The following is a 25115-nucleotide window of genomic DNA, read 5'->3' on the forward strand; positions in this document are numbered from 1 at the left end:
TCGCCGTCGCGGCGATGACCTCAGGCCGTGGTAACCCTTCGCGCAGGAATCGTCATCGCGGCGACGCCGATCACGACGCAGGCGAGCCCGGTCCACGCCGTCGGGCTCAGCCGTTCGCCCAGAAAGGCGACGCTGAGCGCAACCCCGATCGGCACCCGCAGATAGGCCTGCGCGGTGGTGCCGACCGAACCCAGAGTCTGGATCAGGCGGAAGTAGATCACGAAGGCGATCGCGGTCGAGAACACCGCAAGCGCCAGCAAGGCGAGCAGCGAACTGGTCGACGGCGTCAGCGTCCAGGGCCGTTCGACGGCAAGGCTGAGCGGAATCAGCACCGCGGCGCCCGCGATCAGCGAGCCCGCGGCCGGCGCCATCGGATCGAGCCCCTTGAAGCCGCGGCTGAAGATCGCGGCGCAGGCGTAGCAGATGGTGGCGGCGACGATCGCGACCTCGGCCACGATGCCCTCCCCGAGATCGCGGAACGCATCGACGCCGACGATCAGGCAGATGCCGGCCATGCCGGCAATCACCCCGAACAGCTTGCGCGGGCTCGCGGCCTCATGACGGGTGATCGCGGCCGTGAACAGGAAGGTGAAGATCGGCGAGGCCGAATTGAGGATGGTGGCGAGGCCGGCATCGACGAAGCGTTCGCCCCAGGCGATCAGCGTCCACGGGATCACGCTGTTGAGGCAGGCCTGGAAGATGAAGCGGCGCCAGGTCGCGCCGTCCATCGGCATCGTCACGCCGCGCATCCGCATGATGACGAGCAGCAAGAGCCCCGCGATTGCAGTGCGCGCCGCGATCAGCGTGATCGGCGGAATGGTCGCGACGCCGAGCTTGATGAAGGTGTAGGAGCCGCCCCAGAGGGTGGCGAGCGCGAGCAGCAGCGCCAGCTCGAAGCCCATAGGGGGCTGGCGCGCGTCGCCGGTCGCGGGGCCGCTCACGACGCGCTCCCTGCGAGCCAAGCGGTGGTTGCCGCAAACAAGCCTTCCCGCCCGTGTTCAAGATGCATCAAATGCGTAGCGCTCGGCACGACGACATCGGCCTTCTGCGACGCGCCCAGTGCATGTGTCAGCCAGGCTGCGTCGGCATCCTGGCAAAGGTTGTCCCATTCACCGCGGACGATCAGCGTCGGCGCCTGGACGCGGCGCGGGTCGTAGGGGAGCCGTCCCGACATCGCGGCGATGATGTCGGCCTGCGGCCCGTTTGGAATCCGGACCGCCGGCGGATTGCGTCCGGCTGCGCCGGCATCGCTCGCCAGATAGGCCGGCCCCCACTCGGCGAGGTCAGGCTCGATCAGCACCGGCGGATGCGACGGCGGGACGTCCTCGACAAATCGTTTCAATTGATCCGCGATGGAGACCTCGCGCCATGCACCGACGCTCTCGGGGCGTGGCAGCCCCTCCAGCTCGCGCCGGACGATCGGCCCGAACAGCACGAGGCGGCCGACGGCATTCGGACGATCGGCCGCAAAACGGCCGGCCGCCATCGTGCCCCATGAATGCGCGACGATATGAACCGGCGCACCGGCGCGCACCTTGCGGATGTGATCGACCACCGCACCGACCTGATCGGCGGCTTCCGGCGCACGGCCGAGCGGCGCGACCCCGCTCGCGGGCATCGACATTTGCCGCGGCCTGCTCGAGCCGCCGAAGCCTGTGAAATCGAAACCCCAGACGTCGAAACCACGAGCGTTGAGATCGTCCGCCCAGGAACGCCCGCCAAAGCGATAGCCGACCGACAGCGCTGAGGGAAACGTCGCGCCGTGAACGTACAGCACCGGATCGCCCGCGCCCGGCCAGTGCCGCAGCAGCAGGGTGTGATCGCTGCCGGGCAGCGTCAGATGGGCTTCGAGAGATATTGCCGCTTCGAGAGATGTTGCCACGTCGGTTCCTTTGCGCCGGGCCGTTCGCCCAGCGCGGTGATTGACGTGGTTATAGCAAGCTTCTGGTGACTATATTTCGATGCCCGCCGAAGTATCGTGGCCCGGATCCGCGAGAGTTCAGCCCATCGCGCCGACGTCGAACACCTCGCCGTCGTAGCCAGCTTCCTTGGGGATGCGGAGCTGGCGGCCGGTGGCGGTCTTGGTCATCACGGGCATCACCGTGACGATCGACTTGCCCTTGCTGTCGGCGAGCGCGGCACCGACGCTCGGCTGCTTGCCAAGCCGGATCAGGTTGCGCGTGGTCGGGAACGGCAGCTTGAAGCGGCCGCTCTCGCCGCCTTCCAGCGCCTCGCGCGTCGATACCCAGATCGAGTCGGTCGACTCCTTGCCGTCATGGGCGCCGAGCTGCTCGGGCGGCGCGGCGGCGAGGAAGAACCAGGTGTCGAAGCGCTTCGGCATGCCCTCCGGCGTGATCCAGTGCGCATAGGGCACGAGCTCGTCGAGCGCGAGCACCATGCCGTTGTCCGTGAGCACCTTGAGGAAGGTGATCTTGCCTTCGTTCAACGCCGCACGATGCGCGGTCGCGATGTCGTTCGCGCGCATGGCGTCGACCAGATCCTTCGACCCCCGCGGCCGCGCCAGCAGGATGCCGCTCTCCTCGAAGGTTTCGCGGATCGCGGCGATGCGGAAACCGAGCGCGTCGCCGTCGAGCCCTTCCCCGCCCGAATAGAGCGCGGGATCGGCGGCTATCTCCTTGTCGTTCTTGTCGACGCTGCCGCCCGGAAACACCAGCGCGCCGGAATTGAACTCGATCTGGTGATGGCGGACCATCATGAAGACTTCGATTTCGCCTGACGGCGTTCCGTCACGCAACAGCAAAACGGTGGACGCAAGGCGCGGGGCAACGATCTCGGTCATAATTATCCTGCTGCACTGGATTGCGGTTGCAGATTGGCGCGACGGTCGACACGCGCCACGCGGGAGAGCAGATAATCGACCTCCGCCCTCGCCTGCGGCGTGATGACAGCACCGGGCTTGCGCTGGGCGCTGGAGGAGATGATGCCGCGCTTCTGCAGCACGTATTTGCGCACGGTCAGGCCAACGCCAGGCTGCTGTTCGTAGCGGATCAGGGGCAGATGCGCGTCGAACAGATCATGCGCGGCATCGCGCTTGCCGGCCTTCGACAAATTGACGACGTCGATCAGGAGCTCGGGAAAGGCATAGCCCGTCATCGCGCCGTCGGCGCCGCGCTCCATCTCGAAATCGAGGAACAGGCCGCCATTGCCGACCAGGATCGACAGCGGCCGCAGCGAGCCGTCCTTCTGGAAGTTGCGCAAGGTCGAGATCTTCTCGAGGCCTGGCCAGTCCTCGTGCTTGAGCATCACGCAGGACGGCGAATCCATCACGATCTTGCGGATCACCGCGGGTGTGAACACGACGGTGAGCGTCAGCGGGTAGTCCTGCAGCACCCAGGGAATATCGTCGCCGATCGCTTCCTGCGCCTGCTTAAAGTAGCCGATGATCTGGTCGTCGGTGCGCAGATGCGGCGGCGGCGCGATCATGACGCCGGCGGCGCCCGCATCCATCGACTTCTTCGCCAGCGAGCGCATCGTGGCAAAGCCGGGCGCCGAGACTCCGACGATCACCTGCAGCTTCTTGGCGCGCTTGACGAAGCGCAGCGCGACCTGCTCCGCCTCCGCGGCGTCGAGCTTCGGCGCCTCACCCAAGATGCCGAGCACCGTGACGCCGTCGCAACCGACCTCGGTATAGAAATCGGTCAGCCGGTCGATCGATGCCTCGTCGATGCGGCCGTCGTCGTGGAACGGGGTCGGCGCGATGGCAAAGGTTCCTGCGGCCTGGGCGGTGAGTTTGGTCATTGGTGCCTCATCTGTTTCCGCCTCTATACAGGCTCATTCCGGGATGCGCCACTTGGCGCAGGCCTCAGATGCGCAATGGCGCATCGGGGAATCCATACTCCCGATCGTGGTTATGGATTCCGGGCTCACGCTTCGCGTGCCCCGGAATGACGTAAGATCAGAACCGCCGCGCGCCCATCTTGATCTGCTCCTCGGAGAAGAAGATCTCCTTGGCGTGGGTGGCGATGTCCTCGGCCTTCCAGCCGGTAAATGGCGGCTTCCAGCCCTCCATTTCCATCATCCGCATTTCGCGGACGCCGCGCGGGCCCGAGACGCCGAGAACCTTGCCGGTCTGGTCGCCCGACAAATCGCTGACCATGTAGAGCACGGCCGGCGCGATGCCGTCGGGGCCGAGCGCCGCACCTGGGTTCTCCTTGTAGCGCGGCAGGTCTGCCGTCATGCGGGTCAGCGCGCCCGGCGCCAGAGTCCAGATCCGGATGTTGTACTTGCGGCCCTCGATCGCCAGTACGTTAGAGAGGCCCCAGATGCCGCCCTTGGCCGCGCCGTAATTGGTCTGGCCGAAATTGCCGATCAAGCCCGATGTCGAGGAGGTATTGACGATGACGCCGCCGCCATTGTCGCGCATCCATTTGAACACCGGCTGGGTGCAGCAGAAGGTGCCCTTCAGATGCACCTTCATCACCCTGTCCCAGTTGGCTTCCTTGGCCTTGTGGAAGGTCTCGTCGAGCAGGATGCCGGCATTGTTGACCAGGATGTCGGCGCGGCCGAAATGCTTGATTGCGTCGTCGAAGACCGACTGGCCGCCGGCCATGGTCGAGATGTCGGCACCATTCGCGACCGCGCGGCCGCCCTCGGCCTTGATCGCATCGACCACCCTGTCGGCCATCGACTTGTCGGAGCCCGAGCCGTCGCGCGGGCCGCCGAGGTCGTTGACCACCACCGCCGCGCCCTCGCGCGCAAACAGCTTTGCGTAGGCTTCACCAAGTCCGCCGCCGGCGCCCGTGATCAGCGCCACCTTGCCGTCGAGTAATCCCATGGTCGTTTCTCCGTTTTGTTCTTTCTTCTTCACCTCTCCCCGCTTGCGGGGAGAGGTCGGATCGCCCTCGCGATCCGGGTGAGGGGGTACAGGTCTCTCCGCTGTCACAGTTCGCGGAGAAAGCCCCTCACCCCACCCTCTCCCCGCAAGAGCGGGGCGAGGGAGCCGACGGCCTCGACGTGTGGCTACGCCAGCACCGTCTTGCCGCTCTTGATCACGGTGACGCCGCGCGACTTCACCTTGGCCTCGAACGACACCACGTTGCCGTCCTTCCACAGCTCCATGGTCACGGTCTCGCCGGGGAACACCGGAGAGGAGAACCGCGCCGCGTGTTGCTTGAAGGCAGACGGATCGTAATCGGCGTAGGTCTGCAGCACGCCGCGGCAGGTGATGCCGTAGGTGCACATGCCGTGCAGGATCGGCCGCGGGAAGCCGGCCTTCCTGGCGAACGCGGGATCGGAGTGAAGCGGGTTGCGGTCGCCGCACAAGCGGTAGATCAGCGCCTGGTCGGGCCGCGTCGTGATGTCGACCACCTTGTCGGGCGCGCGCTCCGGCACCTTGTGCGGCTCGGGCTGGCCATCGGACGGACCGCCGAAGCCGCCATCGCCGCGGGCGAAGCGCGAGGCGACCAGCGTGGCGAGCTTGTCGCCCTTCTCGTCCTTCAGCACGATCTGGTGGCGGATCACCGCGCCCTTGTCCTTGCCCTTGTCGAACACGTCGAGCACCGTCGAGTCGGCCGTGATGTGGGCTGCCGTCGCGAACGGCTTGTGGAAGGTGATGTCGCGCTCGCCGTCGACCACCATCACGCGGTTCAGGTTCATCTCGCCGGGGCCGGCGCCCCAGGCCGCGACCGACGCGAAGGTCGGCACCACCTTGAGCGGACGCGGCGTCAGCACGCCTTCATTGACGAAGGCGAGCTCGTTCTCGTCCATCGGATCGGCGCCGAGCCCGATGCCATAGGCATAGAGCATCACGTCGCGATCGCTGTAGTTGTATTTCTGGCCGAGGTTCTTCAGGGCCATCAGCTGTTCGTACACGATTGGCATTGTTGTTTTCTCCCCGAACTCTCTTGTCGACGGTGCCTATTGAAGCGCCCTCTCCCCGCGGGAGAGGGCTGCAACGGCATCAAACGCAAACTTGCTTGGGAGAGGGGTTATCTCCACAAACACGTCTCTCGCGGAGAGACACCCCTCTTCCGGCAGCTTCCATAGCCGATGCAAAGCATCGACGTTAATTAGTACGGCGGCCGAAGGCCGCCTACGCACCTTCCCCCGCAAGGGGGGAAGGTACTTCTTAGGCCGGCGTGAAGAACGGCAGCGGCGCGCCGTCAGTCGGCTTCCACACCACCTTCACCTTCTGGCCGATCTTCACCTTCTCCAGATCGCAATCGACGATGTTGGTCTGCAGCGACGGACCTTCCTTCAGCGTCACATAGGCGATCGCATACGGACCGGTCGGCGATTTCCGCATCAGGCTGTAGGTGTAGACCGTGGCCTCGCCGCTCGACTCTTCCCACACCGTCTTGTCGGAGAAGCAGAACGGGCAGATCGCGCGCGGGAAGTAATGCGCTTCGCCGCACGTGATGCAGCGCTTGATCATGAACTTGCCCGCCTTCGCCGCTTCCCAGAACGGCGCGGTCTCCGGATTGGTCACCGGGGCATTGTACTTCTTGGCTTCAGACATCACGCACGCTCCAGAATGCAGGTTGAGGCAGCGTGGCGAACGCCGAGCAGACCGCCGGTGCCGTGGGCGATCGCGAGGTCGCAGTTCTTGACCTGCACCTTCGGATGCGCCTCGCCGCGCAACTGGCGCACCGCCTCGAAGATCTTCGTCATGCCGCCGCGATTGACGGGATGATTGCTGCACAGGCCGCCGCCGTCGGTGTTGAACGGCAGCTTGCCGACGCCCGAGATCAGGTTGCCGTCGGCGACGAACTTGCCGCCCTCGCCCTTCTTGCAGAAGCCGAGGTCCTCGAGCTGCATCAGCACCGTGATGGTGAAGCTGTCATAGATCGAGGCGTATTTGATGTCCTTCGGCGTGACGCCCGCTTCTTCGAAAGCACGCGGGCCGGACCACACGCCAGCAGAATAGGTGAGATCGAGATCCTTGCCGCCGCGCGGGCCCTTCATCGCCTCGCCATGGCCGATCAGGCGCACCAGCGGTCTCTTCAGGCTCCTCGCAATCTCCGGTGTGGTGACGATCATCGCGCCGCCGCCATCGGTGACGACGCAGCAGTCCATCCGATGCAGCGGGTCCGAGATCATTGGCGAGTTCAAGACGTCCTCGACGGTGACGACCTCCTTCAGCATCGCGTGCGGATTGTATTGCGCGTGATGCGAGGCCGCGACCTTGATCCAGGCAAGCTGCTCGGAGGTGGTGCCGTAGTCGTGCATATGGCGCATGGCACACATGCCATAGGCATTGTGCGTGGTAGCCCCGTAGGCCAATTCGAAATCAGCCTCGGCGCCGGAGGCGCGCGGCGGCATCGGACCGGTGCGCGGCTTGCCTGCGAGCGTGACCAGCGCGACCGAGCATTTGCCCGCGGCGATCGCCTCGGCGGCGTGACCGAGATGGATCAGATAGGAACAGCCACCGGTCTCGGTGGAGTCGACGTGACGCAGCTTCTTGGTGTTGAGGCCGAGGTAATCGACCATCGGCCACAGCCCGCCCGGCGCATCGCCGGCGCAGAAATAGCCGTCGATATCGTCCTTGGTGAGCCCGGCATCCTCGATCGCACCCTTGGCGACCTCGGCGTGTAGCTGTGCTGTTGATTTATCGGGTGCATGCCGGGTGGGATGCTCGTAGATCCCGGCAATGTAGGCCTTGCGCTTGATGGTCAAATCGCTCTCCGCTGGCGTTTCTCGCTCCAGCGTTTTTCTGAACCGACGGCGCGACCTTGGCAAGCGCTGAAATATTCCGTCAGGCGAGACTGCTCTTATGCGCAGTGCGCGCGCCCACAACACAGGTGTCGCCCCGGCGAAGGCCGGGACCCAACCAAAGGGTCGTGTCGTGAGGTCAAGCTGTCGCCCCAGCATCGCGCAACAATGAACTGCTGTGGTTATGGGTCCCGGGTCGCGCTTCGCTTGCCCGGGACGACACTGAATATGTGGCGCCTACTCCGCCGCCATCTGCCGCGGCGCGGGCGGCGGGTTGGCGAGGTCGGCGGCGAGTTGCGCGTAGCGAACCTTTGCCTCCTTGATCGCCTTGTCCTTCACCGGGCCGTAGCCGCGGATGCGGTCGGGCAGCGACAGCAATTCGACCGCGATGTCGTGATTGAGCGGCGACAGCAGGGTCAGCACCGTCGCGACATCCTTCTCGTAGCCCGCGATCAGATCGCGCTCGAGCTTGCGGTCGGCGTTGTAGCCAAAGATGTCGAGCGGCGTGCCGCGCAGGAAGCGGAATCGCGCCATCACCTTGAACACCGACATCATCCACGAACCGAACGCCCGCTTCTTCGGCCGGCCCTGCGCATCGAGCCCGCCGCCGAGGATCGGCGGGGCCAGATTGAAGTTGAACTTGAAGTCGCCCTCGAACTGGTCGCGCAGCTGCTTCTCGAAGCGGCCATCGGTGAACAGCCGCGCCACCTCATACTCGTCCTTGTAGGCGAGCAGCTTGGCGTAGTTGATCGCCACCGCGCGCGGCAGCGCCTCGCCATAACCGCCCTTGACGGCGATGTCGCGGACCTGATCGACCAGCTTGCGGTAGCGTTTTGCCAAACGCGCGCTCTGATAGCCGGTCAGAAGCGCCATGCGGTGGTTGATGATCTCGTCGAGCGACATCGCATCCAGCGACTTGACCGGTGCGACGTCGTTGTCCTGCCCCTTCATCATCGCGGCGAGCCGCGCCGGATCGGCCGCGGCCAGACGCCCGAGCTGAAACGCCTGCGTGTTCATCTTGATCGAGACCCCGTTGACCTCGATCGCCTGCTGGATCGCCTCCGCCGACAGCGGCAGCAGCCCGCGCTGATAGGCAAAGCCCATCATCATGATGTTGGTGGCAATCGAGTCGCCGAGCAGCGCTTCGGCCGGCTTGGTGAAGTCGAAGAAGGCGGAGTCCTTGCGCAGCTCGGTCTCCAGCACGCCGGTAACCTTGCGGCTCTGGAAATTGAAGTCGCGGTTGAGGATGAAGTCCGCGGTCGGAATGATGTGGCTGTTGATGATGCCGACGGTGCGGCTCGCGTCGCACAGCGTGATGGTCTCCTTCGACACCGCCACGACCTCGTCGGCGGCAAGGACGAGATCGGCCGTGCCGGTCACGATGCGCGAACAGGTCACATCTGCCGTGTGCTCGGAGAGCCGGACATGGCTGAGCACCGCACCGCCCTTCTGCGCGAGGCCGGACATGTCGAGGATCATCGAGGCCTTACCCTCGATGTGCGCGGCCATGCCGAGCAGCGCGCCGATCGTCAGCACGCCGGTGCCGCCGACGCCGCCGACCGCGATGTTGTAGGGCCGGTCGAGCGCGGGCTTCGAGGCCGGCTCCGGCAAAGCGCCGATATCGCCAAGCTCGGTCGGCGCGCGACGCTTCAGGGTGCCGCCATTGACCGTGACGAAGGACGGGCAAAAGCCCTTCACACAGGAATAATCCTTGTTGCAGGTCGACTGGTTGATGGTGCGCTTGCGCCCCAATTCCGTCTCCAGCGGCTCGACCGAGATGCAGTTCGACTGCACCGAGCAGTCGCCGCAGCCTTCGCAGACGGCCGGATTGATCAGCACGCGCCGCGCCGGATCCTCCATCAGGCCGCGCTTGCGGCGACGGCGCTTTTCCGCGGCGCAGGTCTGCACGAACACGATCGCCGAGGTGCCCTTGGTGTCGCGGCACATCTTCTGGACGTTCTCGAGCTCGTCGCGATGGAACAGCTTGACGCCCGGCGCGATGGTATCAGCCGGATAAGAACCCGGATTTTCCGAGACCAGGTAGATCTCGCGGATGCCTTCGGCGTGGAGCTGGAAGGTGATCTTCTGCGGCGACAGATCGCCGTCGTGGTGCTGGCCGCCGGTCATGGCGACGGCGTCGTTGTAGAGGATCTTGTAGGTGATGTTGGCCTTGGAGGCGATCGACTGGCGGATCGCGAGAATGCCGGAGTGGAAATAAGTCCCGTCGCCGAGATTGGCGAAGATGTGGTTCTCGTTGGTGAACGGCGCGATGCCGACCCACGGTACGCCCTCGCCGCCCATATGGGTGAAGGTCTCGGTCGAGCGGTTCATCCACAGCGCCATGAAGTGGCAGCCGATGCCGCCGAGCGCGCGGCTGCCTTCAGGTACCTTGGTCGAGGTGTTGTGCGGGCAGCCCGAGCAGAAATACGGCGTGCGGCTGACGGGTGCGGTCGCCTGCATCTGCGACGACTGGCGGCCGTTGAACCAGTCGGCCTTGGCGCGCAACATCTCGGCGATTTCAGGATTGAGATTAAGTCGAAGCAGCCGCTCGGTGAGCGAGCTTGCAAGCGAGGCCACGCTGAGCTCGGCGGCGAAGGTCAGGAAGCGCTTGTCGTGATCGTCCATCTTGCCGACGATGCGCGGGCGCACGTCGTCGCGCCAGTTGAACAGCTCCTGCTTGACCTGGTTCTCGACGATCTCGCGGCGCTCTTCGACGATAAAGATCTCTTCGAGGCCGACGGCGAAGTTGCGCACGCCTTCCGGCTCCAGCGGCCAGGGCATGCCGATCTTGTAGAGGCGGATGCCGATCTTGGCGGCGATCTCGGGCGTGATGCCGAGCTCGCGCAGCGCCTGGCGGATGTCCTCGTAGCTCTTGCCCGAGGCCATGATGCCGTAGCGCGCGTTCGGCGAATCCATCGTGACGCGGTTGACCTTGTTGGCGCGGGCAAAGGCGATCGCGGCAAAGCCCTTGTAGTCCTGCAGCCGGCGATCCTGCTCGAACCGGTCGTCGGGCCAGCGGATGTTGAGGCCGTCCGGCGGCAGCTCGAAATCGGCCGGAATGATGAAGGGCGTCATCTCGTCGGTGAGGTCGATCTCGGCCGTGGTCTCGACCGTCTCGGTAATCACCTTCATGCCGACCCAGCAGCCGGAGTAGCGCGACATCGCGATGCCCAGCAGGCCCATCTCGATCATTTCGTGGATGCTAGAGGGGTAGAGGTAGGGCATCAGCGCGGAGATGAAGGCGTGGTCGGACTGATGCGGGACGGTGGAGGACTTTGCGCCGTGATCGTCGCCGGCCAGGCAAAGCACGCCGCCGTTCTTGGCGGAGCCCGCCGCATTGCCGTGGCGGAAGACGTCGCCGCAGCGGTCGACGCCGGGGCCCTTACCGTACCAGATACCGACCGCACCATCATATTTGGCGCCGGGTGACAGGGCGAGCTGCTGCGAGCCCCAGATCGCGGTGGCCGCCAGGTCCTCGTTCACGCCGGGCTGGAATTTGATGTTGTACTGCTCGAGATGCTTGCGGGCGGCGAACAGCTGCTGGTCGTACCCGCCGAGAGGGGAACCGCGATAGCCGGAGATGAAGCCTGCCGTGTTGAGGCCTGCGGCGCGGTCGCGTCTGATCTGCGCCATGGGCAGGCGGACCAGCGCCTGGATGCCCGTCATGAAGACGTGGCCGGTGCCTTGGGTGTATTTCTGGTCGAGGCTGATAGGCCCTTGGTTGATTCCCATTTAGCCCTCTTTGCGCTGGTCGCGACGCCTGCTTTTTAGCTAGTCATCCGAACTTGTTAGAACCAGTCTATGTCGGATTTTCCGGCCGGCGCAGCACAATTCTGGGCGACCAAGCCCGTCGCTCGAAAATCGCAATTTCGTGCCGGGAATATTGCAGGGCCGTTTCGGTTTCTGTCGCAGGACGGGCCCGCGGCGAAACGGCGTGACGCGTCGTGTGGACCGGAAGGTGAATGGATGCGGCGACGACCTCGAACGACCTGTGCGATTCTGGCCGGTGTGCTGTTGTGCAGTGCGTTCGCGGCTCGCGAATGCACCGCTGCGTCAACCGACGACATCATCGCCCGCGGCCAGGCGCTCACGATCGCCGGCGACTGCGCGAGCTGCCATACCGCCGACCCGGCAAAGCCGTTCGCCGGGAGCAAGCGGATCGACACGCCGTTCGGTGCGGTGTTCTCGCCGAACCTGACGCCCGACCGCGATACCGGCATCGGCGGCTGGAGCGACGACGATTTCGTCCGCGCGCTGCGCACCGGCGTCTCGCCGAACGGGGCGCATTATTATCCCGCCTTCCCCTACCCGTATTTCACGAAGCTGATCCGCGACGACATCCTGGCGATCCGCGCCTATCTTGCGACGCTGGCGCCGGTCAGCAACAGGGCGCCGCCACCGCGGTTGCGCTGGCCGTATTGCTACCGCGTGCTGATGCGGGCCTGGAATGCGCTGTTCTTCACGCCGGGCATCATCCAGCCGGACCAGAGCAGGACCGCGGAATGGAATCGCGGCCGCTACCTCGTCGAGGCCCTCGCCCATTGCGGCGCCTGCCATACGCCGAAGAATGCGTTCGGCGCCGATAAGCGCGACCAGGCGCTCGGCGGCAACATGGTGCAGGGCATGTTCGCGCCCAGGCTCGACGGCGCCGAGCGGAGTGGGCTGAAGTCCTGGAGCACCGGTGACATCGCCGAATATCTACAGAGCGGCCGCAACGGGCACAGCCATGCCGGTCCGTTGATGTCCGAGGTGGTAGTCAATTCGACCTCGAAGATGAGCGACGCCGATGTGCGCGCGATCGCGGTCTATCTGAAGAGCCTGCCCGCCGGCGCGTCGGAGCCTGTGGTCACCCCGCCCTCGCCGGCGCAGATGAGCAACGGCGAGCGCATCTATCGCGGCGCCTGCGTCGCCTGTCATGAGCTCGATGGCTCCGGTAGCCCACGGATCTATCCGCCGCTGCCCGGCAACGCCAATCTGCAATCGGCTAGTCCTGCGAGCACGCTGCGCATCATCCTCGACGGTGCGCAGAGCGTGACGACGCCGCGCGCGCCGAATGCAGGCTCGATGCCGGCCTATCCAAAACTCACCGACCAGGAGGTCGCCGATGTCGCGACCTATATCCGCAATGCCTGGGGCAATGCGGCGCCGGCCGTCAGCGCGGACGAGGTCGCGAAGGCGCGGACGGCGAAATAGCCGTTCAGCGCTCCTCATCGCTGAACACGAATTTCGGCATCTCCCATTTATAGCGGATCGCCAGCATCCGGAACGTCAGGCCGAGGGCGAAGGTCAGCAGGGTCCAAACCGGTGGGTTGAGGTTCAGTCCGAACGCGGTCGCATAGAACAGCCCGGTCACCACGGAGACGCTGGCGTAGAGCTCGCTGCGAAACAGCAGCGGCACCTCGTTGCAGAGGATGTCGCGCAGCACGCCGCCGGCGCATCCGGTGATCATGCCGGCGACGATCACGATCGGCAGCGAGGCGTCAACCTGCCAGGCCACGTCGCAGCCGGCCATGGTGAACACCACAAGCCCGATCGCATCGAGCACCAGGAACGCGAGATTGAGCCTGACCACCAGCCGCGCCAGCAGGATGGTGGCGAAGGCGCCCGCCGCCGCGATCGCAAGGTAGATCGGTTGTGCGACCCAGAGCAGCGGATAATGCCCGAGCAGCACGTCGCGGATGGTGCCGCCGCCGAGCGCGGTGATCGCCCCTAACATGCAGACGCCGGCCCAATCCATGCTGCGTCTGCCGGCCGCCAGCGCCGCCGTCATCGATTGCGCCGCAACGGCAATGAACGAGAGCACGTGCAGCACCGAATCGGTGGGCGGCATGGTCCACATGAAAAAGCCTCATGGAACAGGTTCGGAACCCTGGGAATCGGCGGTTCCAGCATGAACAGGTTGCAACATTGGCGCGGAACATCCTCACGCGCCAGCCATTGTCTCCAGCGTTTAGACTACGCGCTTAGCCTTGGGGGGCTAACGGAGGAACTTTGAAATGGCTTACAACCCTGACGATCCGTATCGCGCCAACCTGACCGATGACGAAATCCGCCGTCAGGCGCGCTTCAACAGCCTGGACAACGAGCTGCAGCCGGATCCGGAACTCCAGGAGGGACCGGCCAGCAGCACCAAGATCGCGATGTTCGCAGTTGCGGTGGCCGTGGTGCTCGGCGCGCTGTTCTACGGGTTGAACAACACGTCGGTGCACGAGGCCGGCACGACGCCGTCGACGCAGACCGCGCAGACGCAGCCGGTTAACCCAGCCGCGCCGCCTCCGGGCATGCGCGACGTGACGCCGAAGCCGAACAGCCAGCCCGGCGTGACCACGGGCGCGGCGCCGGCCAACCCGTCGACCCCGCCGTCTGACATGAACAAGTCGGACATGAACAAGCCGGCCGCGCCGCCGGCCGAGAATGCGAAGTAACGCGTAACGACACCGGCGCGAGCAGCGGGCCCCCACGGCCCGCTGCTTTTTTGTGGCGACTACTTGAACATCTTGTTGAGCTCGCCGCCGGGATAGCCGTTGGCGAATTCGGTGAAGGTGCCCTTCTCGGCCATTTCCTTGGCCGCCTTCATGACGCCGGCCCAGGCCATCCGCGCCAGCGCGCCGCCGACGCTGATCCGGCGCACGCCGAGGTCGCCGACAGCCTGCAGCGTCAGGTCGGACGCGCCGCCGATCAAGAGATTGACCGGCTTCGGCGCCACCGCCTTCACGACCGCGGATATCTCTTCTTTGGTCGAGATGCCCGGCGAATACAACACATCCGCCCCGGCTTCCGAATAGGCCTGCAGCCGCTCGATCACCAGATTGAGGTCCTTCTTGCCCCACAGGAACGCCTCGCAGCGGCCGGTGAGCAGCACGCCGCTGTGGTCGGCATCGATGGCTTTGCGCGCCGCCCTGATGCGCTCGACCGCGAGCTTGTGCTCGAACAGCGGATTGGCCGCGTCTCCCGTGGAGTCCTCGATCGAGAGGCCGGCAACACCGGTCTTGACACCGCGCGCGACATTGACCGCAACCTTCTCAGGCTCGACCGCGAAGCCGCCCTCGAAATCGGCGTTGACGGGAATATCGACCGCCGCGCACACCGCGGTGAGGTGGTCGCAGACGTCATCGACGGTGACGCGGTTGTCGGCCTTCGCGATGGTCCAGGCAAAGCCCGCGCTGGTCGAGGCGAGCGCCTTGAAGCCGAGATGTTGCAAGGCGCGGGCGCTGCCGACATCGAACGGGTTCGGAATGATGAAGCACCCGCTGTCGTGCAGCTTCTTGAAGGCGGCTCGTTTGTCAGCAGTTGGCAGTGGCATTGGTCGCTCCCTAGAGTCATTGGCCGCGCAGAGATAGGCACGCACACTCCGCGGTGCTAGTGCGGCTCGTGCACTGCGCGGCTGTCCTTCGGCGCCTGATCGCGTTCGTTCAGGCCGTAGTCACGCATCACGCTCGCGACCCGCAGCCGGTAATTCTCGAAGATCCGCGCGCGGCCCTTGGCCTGGGTGCGGCGGTGCTCGACCGTGTTGCGCCAGGCTTCTACCGCAGCCTCGTCGCGGAAGAACGACAGCGACACGAACTTGCCCTTCTCGGTCAGGCTCTCGAACCGCTCGACCGAGATGAAGCCGTCGATCTCCTGCAGGATCGGCTTCAGCTCGGCGGCTAGGTCAAAATAGAGCTCCCGGTGCTCAGCCTTCGGCCAGACTTCGAAGATCACGGCAATCATGGGCGCCTCCGCGCGTTGTCGTTATGGAACGACTATAGCTCGACCTTGCGCAGAAATGTTCGTTCCTCGGCGAGGATGAAGCGGTTTTGTTCCGCGAAGTTGAAGTTCGCCATGCCCTCGCTGTCCTGGCGCAGCCGCGCGCGATAGGCCTCGTAAGCGGCGAGGCTTTCGAACGAGATCAGCGCGAAGGCGACGTTGTTGGTACCCTCATGCGGCATCCAGTAGCCGAGCAGATCGCCGCCGCAGCGCGGGATGATCGAGAGCCAGTTCCGCGAATACTCCTCGAACATCGCGCGCTTGAACGGATCGAGCTGGTAGCGGATGAAGACGGTGACGGTCATTGATGGCCTCCTGGTGTTTTCGTCTTTACGGGCGACGGGCACGATGGACACTACCGCCTTGCCCGACCTCGATGCTTCGGCTATCATCGAACTATGAAAGCAGGACCCGACATCTCCCGGATCGCCGCTCTGGTCGGCGATCCCGCACGCTGCAACATGCTGACCGCGCTGATGACCGGCCGCGCGCTGACCGCGAGCGAGCTGGCGCAGGAGGCCGGCATCACGCCGCAGACGGCGAGCTCGCATCTCGCCAAGCTCGAGGCCGGCGGGCTGATCGAGCCCGAGAAGCAAGGCCGCCACCGCTACTACCGGCTCTCTGACCCCGACGTCGCCGACGTGCTCGAAGGCCTGCAGGGCATCGCCGCCCGCGCCGGCCATATGCGCGTGCGCACCGGACCGAAGGATCCGGCGCTGCGCCGCGCCCGCATCTGCTACGACCATCTCGCCGGCGATCTCGGCGTGCAGATGCTCGACAGCATGAGGCGGCAGAAACTGGTGCGCCAGAGCAAGCAGGCGATCGAACTGACCGGCGAAGGCAAGCGCTTCATGGCCGAGGAGCTGCAGATCGACGCCGATGCGCTGACGCATCCGCGCCGTCCGGTGTGCAAGGCCTGCCTCGACTGGAGCGAGCGGCGCCACCACCTCGCCGGCACGCTCGGCGCTGCCATGATGGACCGCTTCACCGAATTGAAATGGGCCGCGCGCGATGCTGCACCGGGCAGCCGCGTGGTCAATTTCTCGCGCAACGGTGAGAAGCGGTTCGCAGCACTGTTTGGCGCGGGCGAGTAACATCGCGCGTTGAATTCGGCATCGGCGCGGTCATTCGCGAACCCATTGTCTTGCTTGTCTCGCTCTCCGATACAATTTGTATCCTCGTGACGGCGCGTACTGCTCTCGCGCGTGCGAAATGTTTCAAATCAATGCTGAGCTTGCTTGCGGCGCACTGACGCAGCTGTGACGCGCAACATTCATGTCGCGTTCAGCCCGCAACATTATGGTCGACGACATCGGGCACGGCTTCTGCAATGATCCGGCCGGGCGAATCGGTAATCAAAAGTTTGTTGCGGTGCCGCAGCGCGGCCGAATTAAAAGGAGAAGAAATGAAGTATCTTTTTGCAGCAGCAGTTTTGGTGACGACCGCATTCGCCGGCATCAGCGCGGCTGATGCTGCCGGTGGTTGCGGCCCCGGCTGGCACCGCGGTCCCTATGGCGGCTGCGTCAGGAACCGTGGTCCCGTCGTCGTCGCACCCGGCGCGGTCGTGGTGGCGCCGCGCGTTCGCGCTTGCCCGTACGGTTTCGCCTGGCGCTACGGCCGCTGCCGCCCGATCTGATCGCGGCACACCTGGATAAACAAAACCCCGCCTCGCGCGGGGTTTTTCTTTTTTGAGGTGGTGCCGATGTCACCAGCGGCGCCAGTGATGATGACGCCAGTGATGATGACGCCAGTGATGCCTGCGCCAGTGGCGGTGGCGCCAGCCCCAATGCCGGTGATGCCAGCGCCGATGATGCCAACCGCGATGACCGTGATGCCAGCGCACCTCCTCGGGCTTCAGGCGACCGACCTCGTCGCCGGTGGTGACGGCCGGATGCGCATCGTTGCCGGCCGGCGCGCGGGCATCCCCCTTGAGCGGAAGCGGCGCGAGCGGCGCCGCCCGGGCGGTTGCTGCAAAAGTCGCCACACCGGCGGCGACACCGAAGGCCATCTTCAGAAAATCCCGGCGTTCCATGAGAGTTTCCCTTTGTTGCTGAGTTGGACCAACTGCGTCAGCCAGTTTTTTCGCCGCGAGCTGAACGCTCGGTGAACCGCGCATTCACGTTTCAGGGAATTCGACGCCGCACGGCCGCGTTTGCAACGGCGTGACGTCAAACCACCATCACGATGCCCGCCGCTTCCTCGCGTTCTACCCGTCATGCCCATTCCGCCGGTTTCGAGGACCGTCGAATGGAACTAGCTAGCATCGCCTGTCGGGTTACTATGCCGCAGCCGGCGCGAGCAGGTTTGATTTGCGCGACTGGTAAGTTAGCCGCGTAGCCCGCATGAGTGGAGCGATATGCGGGAACGATACCATACGGATAAAGCGGCCCCGGATGTCGCGGAGCCTGTCATCGGGCGCGCGTTCGCGCGACCCGTTGGCTCATCCGGGCTACGAAGTATGGCCTCACATCAGCTTCAGCGGCGCATCGTGAACTAGCCGAAGATCGATGTTGCCGATCAGTCGCGCACGGCGCGCCTCGGCGCTGCTGATCGCGGCCTCGGTCTGCCGCAACGTGCTGACATTCGATCCGAGCGACACGATGCCGCCAAGCACCAGCGCGATCGATCCGAGTGCTGCGGTCTCACCAGAACTGAACAGGCCGAGCAGCGCAGCGAACAACAACACGAACCCGCCGGCGATTGCCACTTTCGAACCGAGAATAATCCTGCGAGATCGCTCGGCGCTCTCGGCAAGCTCCTCGATCTGCGCCTCGATCTCGGAGATGTCGTCGGTCGGCTCGTCTTCAGTCATCAGGTTCGAACCTGTAGGGCGGGTTCGGCGGAGCCGTAACCCGCCGCGGATCGCGCGGAACCAAGATGGCGGGTTACACTTCCGCCTTCGCTCTTCGAGCTACGGCGGACAAGTCGCTAATCCGCCCGACGCATTCCTCACAACGGCAGATTGTCGTGCTTCTTCGCCGGGATCTCCACCTTCTTATCCCTGAGCATCGCCAGTGCCCGTGCGATCCGCCGCCTCGTCGAATGCGGCATGATGACGTCGTCGATGTAGCCGCGTTCGGCGGCGATGAAGGGCGACAGGAAGCGGTCTTCGTATTCCTTGGTGCGCGCGGCGATCTTGTCGGGGTCGCCGATGTCAGAGCGGAAGATGATCTCCACCGCGCCCTTGGCACCCATCACCGCGATCTGCGCGGTCGGCCAGGCGTAGTTCATGTCGGCGCCGATCTCCTTCGAGGCCATCACGTCGAAGGCACCGCCATAGGCCTTGCGGGTGATGATGGTGACGAGCGGCACCGTGCACTGCGAATAGGCGAACAGGAGTTTCGCGCCGTGCTTGATCAAGCCGCCGTATTCCTGCGCGGTGCCCGGCAGGAAGCCCGGCACGTCGACGAAGGTGACGATCGGGATGTTGAAGGCATCGCAGAACCGCACGAAGCGTGCGGCCTTGCGCGAGGCATCGCTGTCGAGCACGCCCGCCAGCACCATCGGCTGGTTGGCGACGAAGCCCACGGTGCGGCCCGCGATGCGGCCGAAGCCGGTGACGATGTTCCTGGCGAAGGTCTCCGAGATCTCGAAGAAGTCGCCCTCGTCCACGACCTTCAGGATCAGCTCCTTCATGTCGTAGGGCTTGTTCGGATTGTCGGGGATCAGCGTATCCAGCGACATGTCGACCCGGCCGATATCGTCGAAGCTCGGCCATTCCGGCACGCCGTCGGTATTGTTCGACGGCAGGAAGTCGATCAGCCGGCGCATCTGCAACAGTGCATCGACGTCGTTCTCGAACGCGCCGTCGGCGATCGAGGAGCGGGTCGCGTGCACCGAGGCGCCGCCGAGTTCCTCCGCGGTCACCACCTCGTTCGTGACGGTCTTCACGACGTCAGGGCCGGTCACGAACATGTAGCTGGTGTTCTTCACCATGAAGATGAAGTCGGTCATCGCGGGCGAATAGACGTCGCCGCCGGCGCAGGGGCCCATGATGACCGATATCTGCGGGATCACGCCCGAGGCCTGCACGTTGCGGCGGAACACATAGGAATAGCCCGCCAAGGCAGCGACGCCCTCCTGGATGCGCGCGCCGCCGGCGTCATAGAGGCCGATGATAGGCGCCCTCGCCTTCATCGCCATGTCCTGAAGTTTTGTAATTTTCAGTGCGTGCGTTTCGGAAAGCGAGCCGCCGAACACCGTAAAGTCCTTGGCGAAGACAAAAGTCTTGCGGCCGTTGACCGTGCCCCAGCCGGTGACGACGCCGTCGCCGGGGATCTTGGTCTTCTCCATGCCGAACTCGATCGAGCGGTGCTCGACGAACATGTCGAATTCCTCGAACGAGCCCTTGTCCAGCAAAAGCTCGATCCGCTCGCGGGCGGTCAGCTTGCCGCGGGCGTGCTGCGCCTCGATGCGCTTTTCGCCGCCGCCCAGCTTGGCGCCGGCGCGCCGCTCTTCGAGGGTGTCGAGGATGTCTTTCATTTGTTTCCGCCCGTGTTAGCTACAGTCCGCGTCCCGGCGCGAGGTGCCGGTCCGCGGAATGGCTTTAGCACGGTCATTTCGGAACCGGAAAGGCGCTTGTGGGCGGGTTCGGGCGCAAAAACGGTAGGATTTTCCGACATCTGGGGAGACAGCGATGACTGATGCGACCACGGCCGAGACCGGCGCCGCGACCGGCGGGGTGCGCACCCTGCTCCGGCTGGAGGGGCTGGTTCTGTTCGTCGGGATGACCGTGCTCTACTACAAGTGGGAGGGTTCCTGGCTGGTCTACGTCCTGCTGTTCCTGGTGCCGGACTTCAGCTTTGCCGCTTACCTGATCAGCCCGCGGGCCGGCGCCATCGCCTACAACGCCGCCCATACCTATCTGGCGCCGGTGGCGCTGATGACGCTGGGTTTTGCCGGCGAAGGACCGCTGGTGCTCTCGATCGCGATGATCTGGCTCGCCCATATCGGGATCGACCGCGCGCTCGGCTACGGGCTGAAATATTCCAAAGGCTTTGGCTTCACCCATCTCGGGCGAATCGGAAAGCTCAGCTGAACTGGACGCCGATCCGGCCTTTCCTGCGCCAGATCACGCGGCAATGCCGCTCCGTCGTCTCCATTTCCAGCACGAGGCTGAAGCTGTCGGGGATGACAGCGGGATTCGTAGCCTCGACCGCGGCGCCGGTCGCGGAGAGGTTGCGCACGATGCAGGTAATGCTGCGCCGGGCAAAGCTGATCCGCGCCGCGCGCGCGACGTTGCGCCTGAGAGCCCTGCGCTGGTCGCCAGCGGCCTCGCTGGTCGCGCCGGTCGAGAAGCCGGAGCGGATCCTGCCTTGCAGCCGCACGTCCGCCTGCATGTCGAAATGCTTGAGAATGCGTGGCCGGCTTCCGACCACGGTCAATTGCAGGGACGCCAGCAGATGCTCGACCTTCTCGCCGTCGCTGCCGAACGGCAGCAGCAGCCGCTCGCAATCGACCTGCTGGTCGTTCGCATCGACGGTGGAGAACACCATGTAGACCGCGCAACCACTCTCGGCGCACTCCTTCGCCGGCCTCAGCGTGATGCGCCGGAGCGACATCGAGACCACCTGCTCCATGGTCTTGCCCGCCCAGGCGGAATTGAACGCCTCGGCGACATGCTCGCCCTGATACATCGCACGGAATTTGCGCAGGCGTCCCTCGCCTTCGACCGCCCATGCGACGAGTTGCCGGGGATCGTGCGTCGCGGGATCCGGCTTCAACTCGGCGAATGCGGGAAATGGCCGGCCGGCGGCCAGTTGATCCCACTGCTCCAACAGTGCGCGCTGGCTTGGCGACCTGATCGCGTCAGGCGCAATGAACCTGAAGGTCATCTGCCCCTCTGATGTCGCGTCAGCGCGCAAGGTGGGCAGCTCCGCTTAAGGATCACTGAAACCCGATCCGTAACAGTGCGGGACCGTGCCGCCGACGGGGTGAATTAGCGCTTGGCATGGTTAGCGCGCGCTTTACAATTCGGCCGAGTCAGAGGGGGAAATCATGCTCACCTACGGCCGATCGGCAGCCATCGGAGCGGTGCTTCTCAGCATGCTGCTGTTCGCCTGCATCGAGACCAGCGCGCAACAGATCCCGAAGGCGATCGCGGCCCGCACCGAGATCTACGCCATCCCCTCGTTGACGATCTCCGACCACCAGTTCCTCACCGGCGACAGCAACGACAAGCCGGTCACCGTCGGCGGCGAATTCCGCATCGCGCAAGGCAGCGGCCGGCTCCCGGTCGTGGTGCTGATGCACGGCTCGAGCGGTGTCGGCGCCGGGATGGACGGCTGGGTCCGCCATTTCAACGCCATGGGCATCTCGACCTTCGTGATCGACGGCTTCTCCGGCCGCGGCCTGACCGCCACCGGACCGAACCAGGCGCTGCTCGGCCGCTGTTCAAGCTGAGCTAGAGCATGATCCGGAAAAGCGTGTAGCGGTTTTCCGAAAAGATCATGCGCAAAACAAAGGGCTAGAGCGGGATGATGGAAATCATCCCGCTCTAGCCGTCACGCGAAGCGGCGCGCGAACACGACGCAGGCGACGACCAGCATGGTCGCCGCGATCATCGACCAGCGTACCTGCTCATGCAACAGCAGCCCGGCCAGCACGAGGCCGAAGAACGGCTGCAACAGCTGCAACTGGCCGACGCTGGCGATGCCGCCGAGCGCAAGGCCGCGATACCAGAACACGAAGCCGACCAGCATGCTGAAGATCGAGACGTAGGCGAGCCCGAGCCAGGCCGGCGCGCCGATGCCCTGCCAGCTCGGCGGCAGCGTCATGATCGTCATCAGAAGCACCACCGGCGCCGAGAGCACCAGCGCCCAGGAAATCACCTGCCAGCCGCCGAGCCTGCGCGACAGCGCCGCGCCTTCGGCATAGCCGAGGCCGCAGACGATGATGGCAGCAATCATCAGCAGGTCGCCGGCCAGCGACGCCGATCCGTCACCCGACAGGGCGAAGGCGCCGACCGTCGCGCTGCCGATGCAGGAGAACAGCCAGAACAGCGGCTTCGGCCGCTCGCCGCCGCGCAGCACGCCGAACACGGCGGTCGACAGCGGCAATAGCCCGATGAACACGATCGAGTGCGCCGAGGTGATGTGCTGCAGTGCCAGCGCGGTCAGCAGCGGAAAGCCGATCACGACGCCGAGCGCGACGATGGTCAGCGACACCAGGTCCTTGCGCTCCGGCCAGGGCTGCCGCAGCAGCGCGAGCAGTGCCGCGCCGAGCAGCGCTGCGATCGCCGCACGTGCCGAGGTCAGGAACAGCGGCGAGAACCCGGCGACCGCGACGCGGGTGGCCGGCAGCGAGCCGCTGAAGATGATCACGCCGAGCAGGCCGCTGCCCCAGCCCTCCAGCGAAGCGCTGCTGCGCCCCTCACCCGCCCAAGACTTCCCCGACCAAGACTTCCCCGACAATGTCTTCGAATCGCTCATCGCACACCTCAACGCTCGCAGGCGAGGATAGCGGCGACGGGCTGGCCAAGGCAGTTACGGATCAATACAATATCGCCAAACTGTATGGGTAAAGGTAGACATACACTTGCGGCAATCATTCAATGCGCCAAAGGCGACCCGGACCACCGGCGTGATGAACGCGATCCGCGCCAGGATCGCGAGTCGCGCGCTCGCCGCCGACGACCGCCTGCCCTCGATCCGCAGCTTTGCCGCGACCATGGGCGTCTCGCCCTCGACCGTGGTCGAGGCCTATGACCGGCTCGCCGCCGAGGGCCTGATCCGGGCGCGGCCGGGCTCGGGCTTCTATGTCTCGTCCGCGGCGCTGCCGCCGCTGGCGCTGGCAAACGACCAGCCGCAGCACGACCGCGCCGTCGATCCGTTCTGGGTGTCGCGGCAATCGCTCGACGCCGCGAGCGGCGCGCTGAAGCCGGGCTGCGGCTGGCTGCCCGCCGACTGGATGCCGACCGAGGCGCTGCGGCGCGCGTTCCGCGGCCTGGCGCGGGCCGAGGACGCCGTGCTCGCGGATTACGGCGCGACGCGCGGCTCGCTGGCATTGCGCCGCATGCTGATGGCGCGGTTCGCCGACGAGGGCCTCGACGTGTCGCCCGAGCAGGTGCTGCTCACGATGTCCGGCACCCAGGCGATCGACCTGATCTGCCGCTTCCTGCTGCGGCCCGGCGACACCGTGCTGGTCGACGATCCCTGCTATTTCAATTTCCGGGCGCTGCTGCGCGCCCATCAGGTCAAACTCGTCAGCGTGCCCTACACCCCATCGGGGCCCGATGTCGCAAGCTTCGAGGCGGTGCTCGAAGCCGAGCGGCCGCGGCTCTACATCACCGTGTCCGGGCTACATAATCCGACCGGGGCAACGATGTCGCCGCAGACCGCGCACCGCGTGTTGAACGTGGCTGCAGCCTTCGACCTCACCATCGTCGAGGACGACATCTTCGCCGATTTCGAGCCGGAGCCGTCGGCGCGGCTCGCGGCGCTCGACGGGCTGAACCGCGTGATCCGGATCGGCAGCTTCTCCAAGACGCTGTCGGCGTCGTTGCGCTGCGGCTTCATCGCGGCGCGCGCCGACTGGATCGAGCAGCTGGTCGATCTGCAGGTCGCCACCGGATTCGGCGGCCCCTGTGCGGTCGCGACCGAAATCATCGCGAGCGTCTTGGCGACCGGCTTCTACCGCAAGCATGTCGAGGAGTTGCGCCGGCGGCTGGCGCGCGCCCGCCGCGACGTCGGCGAGAAGCTGCAGCGCATCGGCATCGAGCCGTGGCTGATGCCGCGCGGCGGCTTCCAGCTCTGGTGCCGCTTGCCGGACGGTTGCGACTCCGCCGACGTGGCGCGCGCGGCGCTCGCCGACAACATCGTGCTGGCGCCGGGCAACGTGTTCAGCACCACGCAATCGGCCACCGGCTTCATGCGCTTCAACGTCGCGCAATGCCGCGACCCGAAGCTGATGCCGGCCTTGCTGCGCGCGATCGGGCGCTAGCAAGCACCCGATCGATACGGCGCTGCGCCCTACTTCTCGCCGACCTTGAATGGCTCTTCCTTGCCCGGCGGCACGGTCTCTTCCGCCATCGCCAGCAGCATCGCGACCATCACGTAATTGCCGGCCACCGCGGTGAGATCGACGATCTGCTGATCGTTGAACACCTTCTTGGCCCGCGCATAGGTCTCGTCGGAGACCTTCTTGGTCGTGGTCAGCTCGGTGACGAAATCGTACACCACGGCCTCATCGTCGGCCATTTTCGACGGGCGGTTGCTGGCCTTGAGTTCGGCGATGAGATCGGTCGACAAGCCGGCCTTGGCCGCGAGCGGCGCATGCGCGAACCACTCGACCTGCGAGCGCCACTGCCGGCCGATGATCAGGATCGCGAACTCGTTCAGCCTGGTCGGCACCGAGGTCTGCCAACGCAGATAATAGAACAGATCGTAGAGCCGCTGGCCGAGCACCGGGCTCCGGATCATCGGATTGTAGGGACCGCCGATGCCGACGCTCGACACCTTCATGATCGCCTCGCCGAGCGGCCGCTGCTGGTCGTTGAGCTGATCCATCGTGAGCTGTGGGAAGCGCGGCTCCTTGCTGGTGGCCGGCGCCGAAAACGTTGTGGCCGCGAGCCAGCCGCCGGCCGCCGCCAGCGTGAGCGACGACAGCCAGATCGAAGCTGATTGCATGATTCCCTCCGATTTTGCTTTTATCGGAGGATGCTAATCGAGCGGCGGCCCGCCTACCAGTCGCAGCGTACG

Annotated in this window: 25 protein-coding genes and 1 pseudogene; 7 read left to right on the forward strand and 19 right to left on the reverse strand. The window is 65.3% G+C overall.

Going from position 1 to position 25115, the window contains the following annotated elements; all coding sequences use genetic code 11:
* Nucleotides 1-20: 20 nt before the first annotated feature.
* The 9 genes from HU230_RS16720 to HU230_RS16760 all read right to left on the reverse strand — a co-directional run bounded on the left by HU230_RS16720 (nucleotide 21) and on the right by HU230_RS16760 (nucleotide 11403).
* Nucleotides 21-902, reverse strand: coding sequence for a DMT family transporter (locus tag HU230_RS16720; protein ID WP_176534989.1), 882 nt, complete (start codon nucleotides 900-902; stop codon nucleotides 21-23).
* Between the two features lie 35 nt (nucleotides 903-937).
* Nucleotides 938-1882, reverse strand: coding sequence for an alpha/beta hydrolase (locus tag HU230_RS16725; protein ID WP_176530691.1), 945 nt, complete (start codon nucleotides 1880-1882; stop codon nucleotides 938-940).
* A 117-nt stretch (nucleotides 1883-1999) separates the two neighbouring features.
* Nucleotides 2000-2800, reverse strand: coding sequence for an NUDIX hydrolase (locus tag HU230_RS16730; RefSeq protein ID WP_176530690.1), 801 nt, complete (start codon nucleotides 2798-2800; stop codon nucleotides 2000-2002).
* Nucleotides 2801-2802: 2 nt separating this feature from the next.
* The gene (locus tag HU230_RS16735) at nucleotides 2803-3759 is read right to left on the reverse strand and encodes a dihydrodipicolinate synthase family protein (protein ID WP_141340969.1); all 957 of its coding nucleotides are present in this window, start codon (nucleotides 3757-3759) and stop codon (nucleotides 2803-2805) included.
* Between the two features lie 157 nt (nucleotides 3760-3916).
* Entirely contained in the window at nucleotides 3917-4795 is an 879-nt protein-coding gene (locus tag HU230_RS16740) for an SDR family oxidoreductase (protein ID WP_176530689.1), read from the reverse strand.
* Nucleotides 4796-4980: 185 nt separating this feature from the next.
* A complete protein-coding gene (locus HU230_RS16745) occupies nucleotides 4981-5841 on the reverse strand; it encodes a MaoC family dehydratase (protein ID WP_176530688.1) in 861 nt (286 codons plus the stop codon).
* A gap of 247 nt (nucleotides 5842-6088) precedes the next feature.
* Nucleotides 6089-6478: a Zn-ribbon domain-containing OB-fold protein gene (locus tag HU230_RS16750; RefSeq protein ID WP_176530687.1), complete on the reverse strand. Its 390-nt coding sequence runs from the start codon at nucleotides 6476-6478 to the stop codon at nucleotides 6089-6091.
* Complete coding sequence (locus HU230_RS16755; RefSeq protein ID WP_176530686.1) at nucleotides 6478-7635, reverse strand: thiolase domain-containing protein; 1158 nt, start codon at nucleotides 7633-7635, stop codon at nucleotides 6478-6480. The genes HU230_RS16750 and HU230_RS16755 overlap by 1 nt, the downstream gene beginning before the upstream one ends.
* Nucleotides 7636-7908: 273 nt before the next feature.
* Complete coding sequence (locus HU230_RS16760) at nucleotides 7909-11403, reverse strand: indolepyruvate ferredoxin oxidoreductase family protein (RefSeq protein ID WP_176530685.1); 3495 nt, start codon at nucleotides 11401-11403, stop codon at nucleotides 7909-7911.
* 234 nt (nucleotides 11404-11637) lie between these two features.
* Here HU230_RS16760 and HU230_RS16765 point away from each other — a divergent pair, with 234 nt between their 5' ends.
* Complete coding sequence (locus tag HU230_RS16765; RefSeq protein WP_176530684.1) at nucleotides 11638-12864, forward strand: cytochrome c; 1227 nt, start codon at nucleotides 11638-11640, stop codon at nucleotides 12862-12864.
* 4 nt (nucleotides 12865-12868) lie between these two features.
* Here HU230_RS16765 and HU230_RS16770 read toward each other — a convergent pair whose 3' ends face one another.
* Entirely contained in the window at nucleotides 12869-13510 is a 642-nt protein-coding gene (locus HU230_RS16770) for a trimeric intracellular cation channel family protein (protein ID WP_176530683.1), read from the reverse strand.
* 157 nt (nucleotides 13511-13667) lie between these two features.
* Between HU230_RS16770 and HU230_RS16775 the strand changes: the two genes are divergently transcribed.
* Nucleotides 13668-14096, forward strand: a complete 429-nt coding sequence (locus tag HU230_RS16775; RefSeq protein ID WP_176530682.1) for a hypothetical protein — start codon at nucleotides 13668-13670, stop codon at nucleotides 14094-14096.
* 59 nt (nucleotides 14097-14155) lie between these two features.
* Here the strand turns inward: HU230_RS16775 and HU230_RS16780 are convergent, their stop codons facing one another.
* The 3 genes from HU230_RS16780 to HU230_RS16790 are packed head-to-tail and all read right to left on the reverse strand — an operon-like array spanning nucleotide 14156 to nucleotide 15722.
* Nucleotides 14156-14974, reverse strand: a complete 819-nt coding sequence (locus HU230_RS16780; RefSeq protein WP_176530681.1) for an isocitrate lyase/PEP mutase family protein — start codon at nucleotides 14972-14974, stop codon at nucleotides 14156-14158.
* Nucleotides 14975-15030: 56 nt separating this feature from the next.
* Nucleotides 15031-15381: an antibiotic biosynthesis monooxygenase family protein gene (locus tag HU230_RS16785; protein WP_176530680.1), complete on the reverse strand. Its 351-nt coding sequence runs from the start codon at nucleotides 15379-15381 to the stop codon at nucleotides 15031-15033.
* A 32-nt stretch (nucleotides 15382-15413) separates the two neighbouring features.
* Nucleotides 15414-15722, reverse strand: a complete 309-nt coding sequence (locus HU230_RS16790; protein WP_176530679.1) for an NIPSNAP family protein — start codon at nucleotides 15720-15722, stop codon at nucleotides 15414-15416.
* A 93-nt stretch (nucleotides 15723-15815) separates the two neighbouring features.
* Here HU230_RS16790 and HU230_RS16795 point away from each other — a divergent pair, with 93 nt between their 5' ends.
* Both HU230_RS16795 and HU230_RS16800 read left to right on the forward strand, forming a co-directional pair.
* A complete protein-coding gene (locus HU230_RS16795) occupies nucleotides 15816-16511 on the forward strand; it encodes an ArsR/SmtB family transcription factor (protein ID WP_050402286.1) in 696 nt (231 codons plus the stop codon).
* A gap of 311 nt (nucleotides 16512-16822) precedes the next feature.
* On the forward strand, nucleotides 16823-17053 hold the full coding sequence (locus tag HU230_RS16800) for a GCG_CRPN prefix-to-repeats domain-containing protein (protein WP_176530678.1): 231 nt from the start codon (nucleotides 16823-16825) through the stop codon (nucleotides 17051-17053).
* A 69-nt stretch (nucleotides 17054-17122) separates the two neighbouring features.
* On the opposite strand, the gene HU230_RS16805 is transcribed toward HU230_RS16800, so the two are convergent.
* From HU230_RS16805 to HU230_RS16815, 3 genes are all read right to left on the reverse strand, one after another.
* A complete protein-coding gene (locus HU230_RS16805; RefSeq protein ID WP_176530677.1) occupies nucleotides 17123-17449 on the reverse strand; it encodes a twin-arginine translocation signal domain-containing protein in 327 nt (108 codons plus the stop codon).
* Nucleotides 17450-17881: 432 nt separating this feature from the next.
* On the reverse strand, nucleotides 17882-18229 hold the full coding sequence (locus tag HU230_RS16810) for a hypothetical protein (RefSeq protein ID WP_176530676.1): 348 nt from the start codon (nucleotides 18227-18229) through the stop codon (nucleotides 17882-17884).
* 137 nt (nucleotides 18230-18366) lie between these two features.
* Complete coding sequence (locus tag HU230_RS16815) at nucleotides 18367-19899, reverse strand: acyl-CoA carboxylase subunit beta (RefSeq protein WP_095735072.1); 1533 nt, start codon at nucleotides 19897-19899, stop codon at nucleotides 18367-18369.
* Nucleotides 19900-20053: 154 nt separating this feature from the next.
* On the opposite strand from HU230_RS16815, the gene HU230_RS16820 reads away from it, so the two are divergent.
* A complete protein-coding gene (locus HU230_RS16820) occupies nucleotides 20054-20455 on the forward strand; it encodes a DUF4260 domain-containing protein (RefSeq protein WP_176530675.1) in 402 nt (133 codons plus the stop codon).
* Here the strand turns inward: HU230_RS16820 and HU230_RS16825 are convergent.
* A complete protein-coding gene (locus HU230_RS16825; protein WP_224943322.1) occupies nucleotides 20448-21251 on the reverse strand; it encodes a PilZ domain-containing protein in 804 nt (267 codons plus the stop codon). The genes HU230_RS16820 and HU230_RS16825 overlap by 8 nt on opposite strands.
* Nucleotides 21252-21462: 211 nt before the next feature.
* Between HU230_RS16825 and HU230_RS16830 the strand changes: the two are divergent.
* A pseudogene (locus HU230_RS16830) lies at nucleotides 21463-21807 on the forward strand (dienelactone hydrolase family protein); the annotation flags it as partial.
* A gap of 113 nt (nucleotides 21808-21920) precedes the next feature.
* Here HU230_RS16830 and HU230_RS16835 read toward each other — a convergent pair.
* Nucleotides 21921-22847: a DMT family transporter gene (locus HU230_RS16835; RefSeq protein WP_224943325.1), complete on the reverse strand. Its 927-nt coding sequence runs from the start codon at nucleotides 22845-22847 to the stop codon at nucleotides 21921-21923.
* 154 nt (nucleotides 22848-23001) lie between these two features.
* Here HU230_RS16835 and HU230_RS16840 point away from each other — a divergent pair, with 154 nt between their 5' ends.
* Nucleotides 23002-24357 carry an aminotransferase-like domain-containing protein gene (locus HU230_RS16840; protein WP_176534986.1) on the forward strand — a complete coding sequence of 452 codons (1356 nt, stop codon included), beginning with the start codon at nucleotides 23002-23004 and terminating at the stop codon, nucleotides 24355-24357.
* A 29-nt stretch (nucleotides 24358-24386) separates the two neighbouring features.
* Here the strand turns inward: HU230_RS16840 and HU230_RS16845 are convergent, their stop codons facing one another.
* The gene (locus tag HU230_RS16845; RefSeq protein WP_176530674.1) at nucleotides 24387-25043 is read right to left on the reverse strand and encodes a carboxymuconolactone decarboxylase family protein; all 657 of its coding nucleotides are present in this window, start codon (nucleotides 25041-25043) and stop codon (nucleotides 24387-24389) included.
* Nucleotides 25044-25115: the final 72 nt, after the last annotated feature.

It is taken from the genome of Bradyrhizobium quebecense, assembly GCF_013373795.3.
Taxonomy (GTDB): domain Bacteria; phylum Pseudomonadota; class Alphaproteobacteria; order Rhizobiales; family Xanthobacteraceae; genus Bradyrhizobium; species Bradyrhizobium quebecense.

What these genes read in the sequence shown, in the direction of transcription:
- HU230_RS16805 (WP_176530677.1), bottom strand. Translation starts at nt 17,449, where the DNA reads ATGGAACGCCGGGATTTTCTGAAGATGGCCTTCGGTGTCGCCGCCGGT.
- HU230_RS16765 (WP_176530684.1), top strand. Translation starts at nt 11,638, where the DNA reads ATGCGGCGACGACCTCGAACGACCTGTGCGATTCTGGCCGGTGTGCTG.
- HU230_RS16835 (WP_224943325.1), bottom strand. Translation starts at nt 22,847, where the DNA reads ATGAGCGATTCGAAGACATTGTCGGGGAAGTCTTGGTCGGGGAAGTCT.
- HU230_RS16750 (WP_176530687.1), bottom strand. Translation starts at nt 6,478, where the DNA reads ATGTCTGAAGCCAAGAAGTACAATGCCCCGGTGACCAATCCGGAGACC.
- HU230_RS16760 (WP_176530685.1), bottom strand. Translation starts at nt 11,403, where the DNA reads ATGGGAATCAACCAAGGGCCTATCAGCCTCGACCAGAAATACACCCAA.
- HU230_RS16770 (WP_176530683.1), bottom strand. Translation starts at nt 13,510, where the DNA reads ATGTGGACCATGCCGCCCACCGATTCGGTGCTGCACGTGCTCTCGTTC.
- HU230_RS16795 (WP_050402286.1), top strand. Translation starts at nt 15,816, where the DNA reads ATGAAAGCAGGACCCGACATCTCCCGGATCGCCGCTCTGGTCGGCGAT.
- HU230_RS16775 (WP_176530682.1), top strand. Translation starts at nt 13,668, where the DNA reads ATGGCTTACAACCCTGACGATCCGTATCGCGCCAACCTGACCGATGAC.
- HU230_RS16735 (WP_141340969.1), bottom strand. Translation starts at nt 3,759, where the DNA reads ATGACCAAACTCACCGCCCAGGCCGCAGGAACCTTTGCCATCGCGCCG.
- HU230_RS16845 (WP_176530674.1), bottom strand. Translation starts at nt 25,043, where the DNA reads ATGCAATCAGCTTCGATCTGGCTGTCGTCGCTCACGCTGGCGGCGGCC.
- HU230_RS16740 (WP_176530689.1), bottom strand. Translation starts at nt 4,795, where the DNA reads ATGGGATTACTCGACGGCAAGGTGGCGCTGATCACGGGCGCCGGCGGC.
- HU230_RS16790 (WP_176530679.1), bottom strand. Translation starts at nt 15,722, where the DNA reads ATGACCGTCACCGTCTTCATCCGCTACCAGCTCGATCCGTTCAAGCGC.
- HU230_RS16780 (WP_176530681.1), bottom strand. Translation starts at nt 14,974, where the DNA reads ATGCCACTGCCAACTGCTGACAAACGAGCCGCCTTCAAGAAGCTGCAC.
- HU230_RS16785 (WP_176530680.1), bottom strand. Translation starts at nt 15,381, where the DNA reads ATGATTGCCGTGATCTTCGAAGTCTGGCCGAAGGCTGAGCACCGGGAG.
- HU230_RS16820 (WP_176530675.1), top strand. Translation starts at nt 20,054, where the DNA reads ATGACTGATGCGACCACGGCCGAGACCGGCGCCGCGACCGGCGGGGTG.
- HU230_RS16745 (WP_176530688.1), bottom strand. Translation starts at nt 5,841, where the DNA reads ATGCCAATCGTGTACGAACAGCTGATGGCCCTGAAGAACCTCGGCCAG.
- HU230_RS16730 (WP_176530690.1), bottom strand. Translation starts at nt 2,800, where the DNA reads ATGACCGAGATCGTTGCCCCGCGCCTTGCGTCCACCGTTTTGCTGTTG.
- HU230_RS16810 (WP_176530676.1), bottom strand. Translation starts at nt 18,229, where the DNA reads ATGACTGAAGACGAGCCGACCGACGACATCTCCGAGATCGAGGCGCAG.
- HU230_RS16720 (WP_176534989.1), bottom strand. Translation starts at nt 902, where the DNA reads ATGGGCTTCGAGCTGGCGCTGCTGCTCGCGCTCGCCACCCTCTGGGGC.
- HU230_RS16825 (WP_224943322.1), bottom strand. Translation starts at nt 21,251, where the DNA reads ATGACCTTCAGGTTCATTGCGCCTGACGCGATCAGGTCGCCAAGCCAG.
- HU230_RS16840 (WP_176534986.1), top strand. Translation starts at nt 23,002, where the DNA reads ATGAACGCGATCCGCGCCAGGATCGCGAGTCGCGCGCTCGCCGCCGAC.
- HU230_RS16815 (WP_095735072.1), bottom strand. Translation starts at nt 19,899, where the DNA reads ATGAAAGACATCCTCGACACCCTCGAAGAGCGGCGCGCCGGCGCCAAG.
- HU230_RS16800 (WP_176530678.1), top strand. Translation starts at nt 16,823, where the DNA reads ATGAAGTATCTTTTTGCAGCAGCAGTTTTGGTGACGACCGCATTCGCC.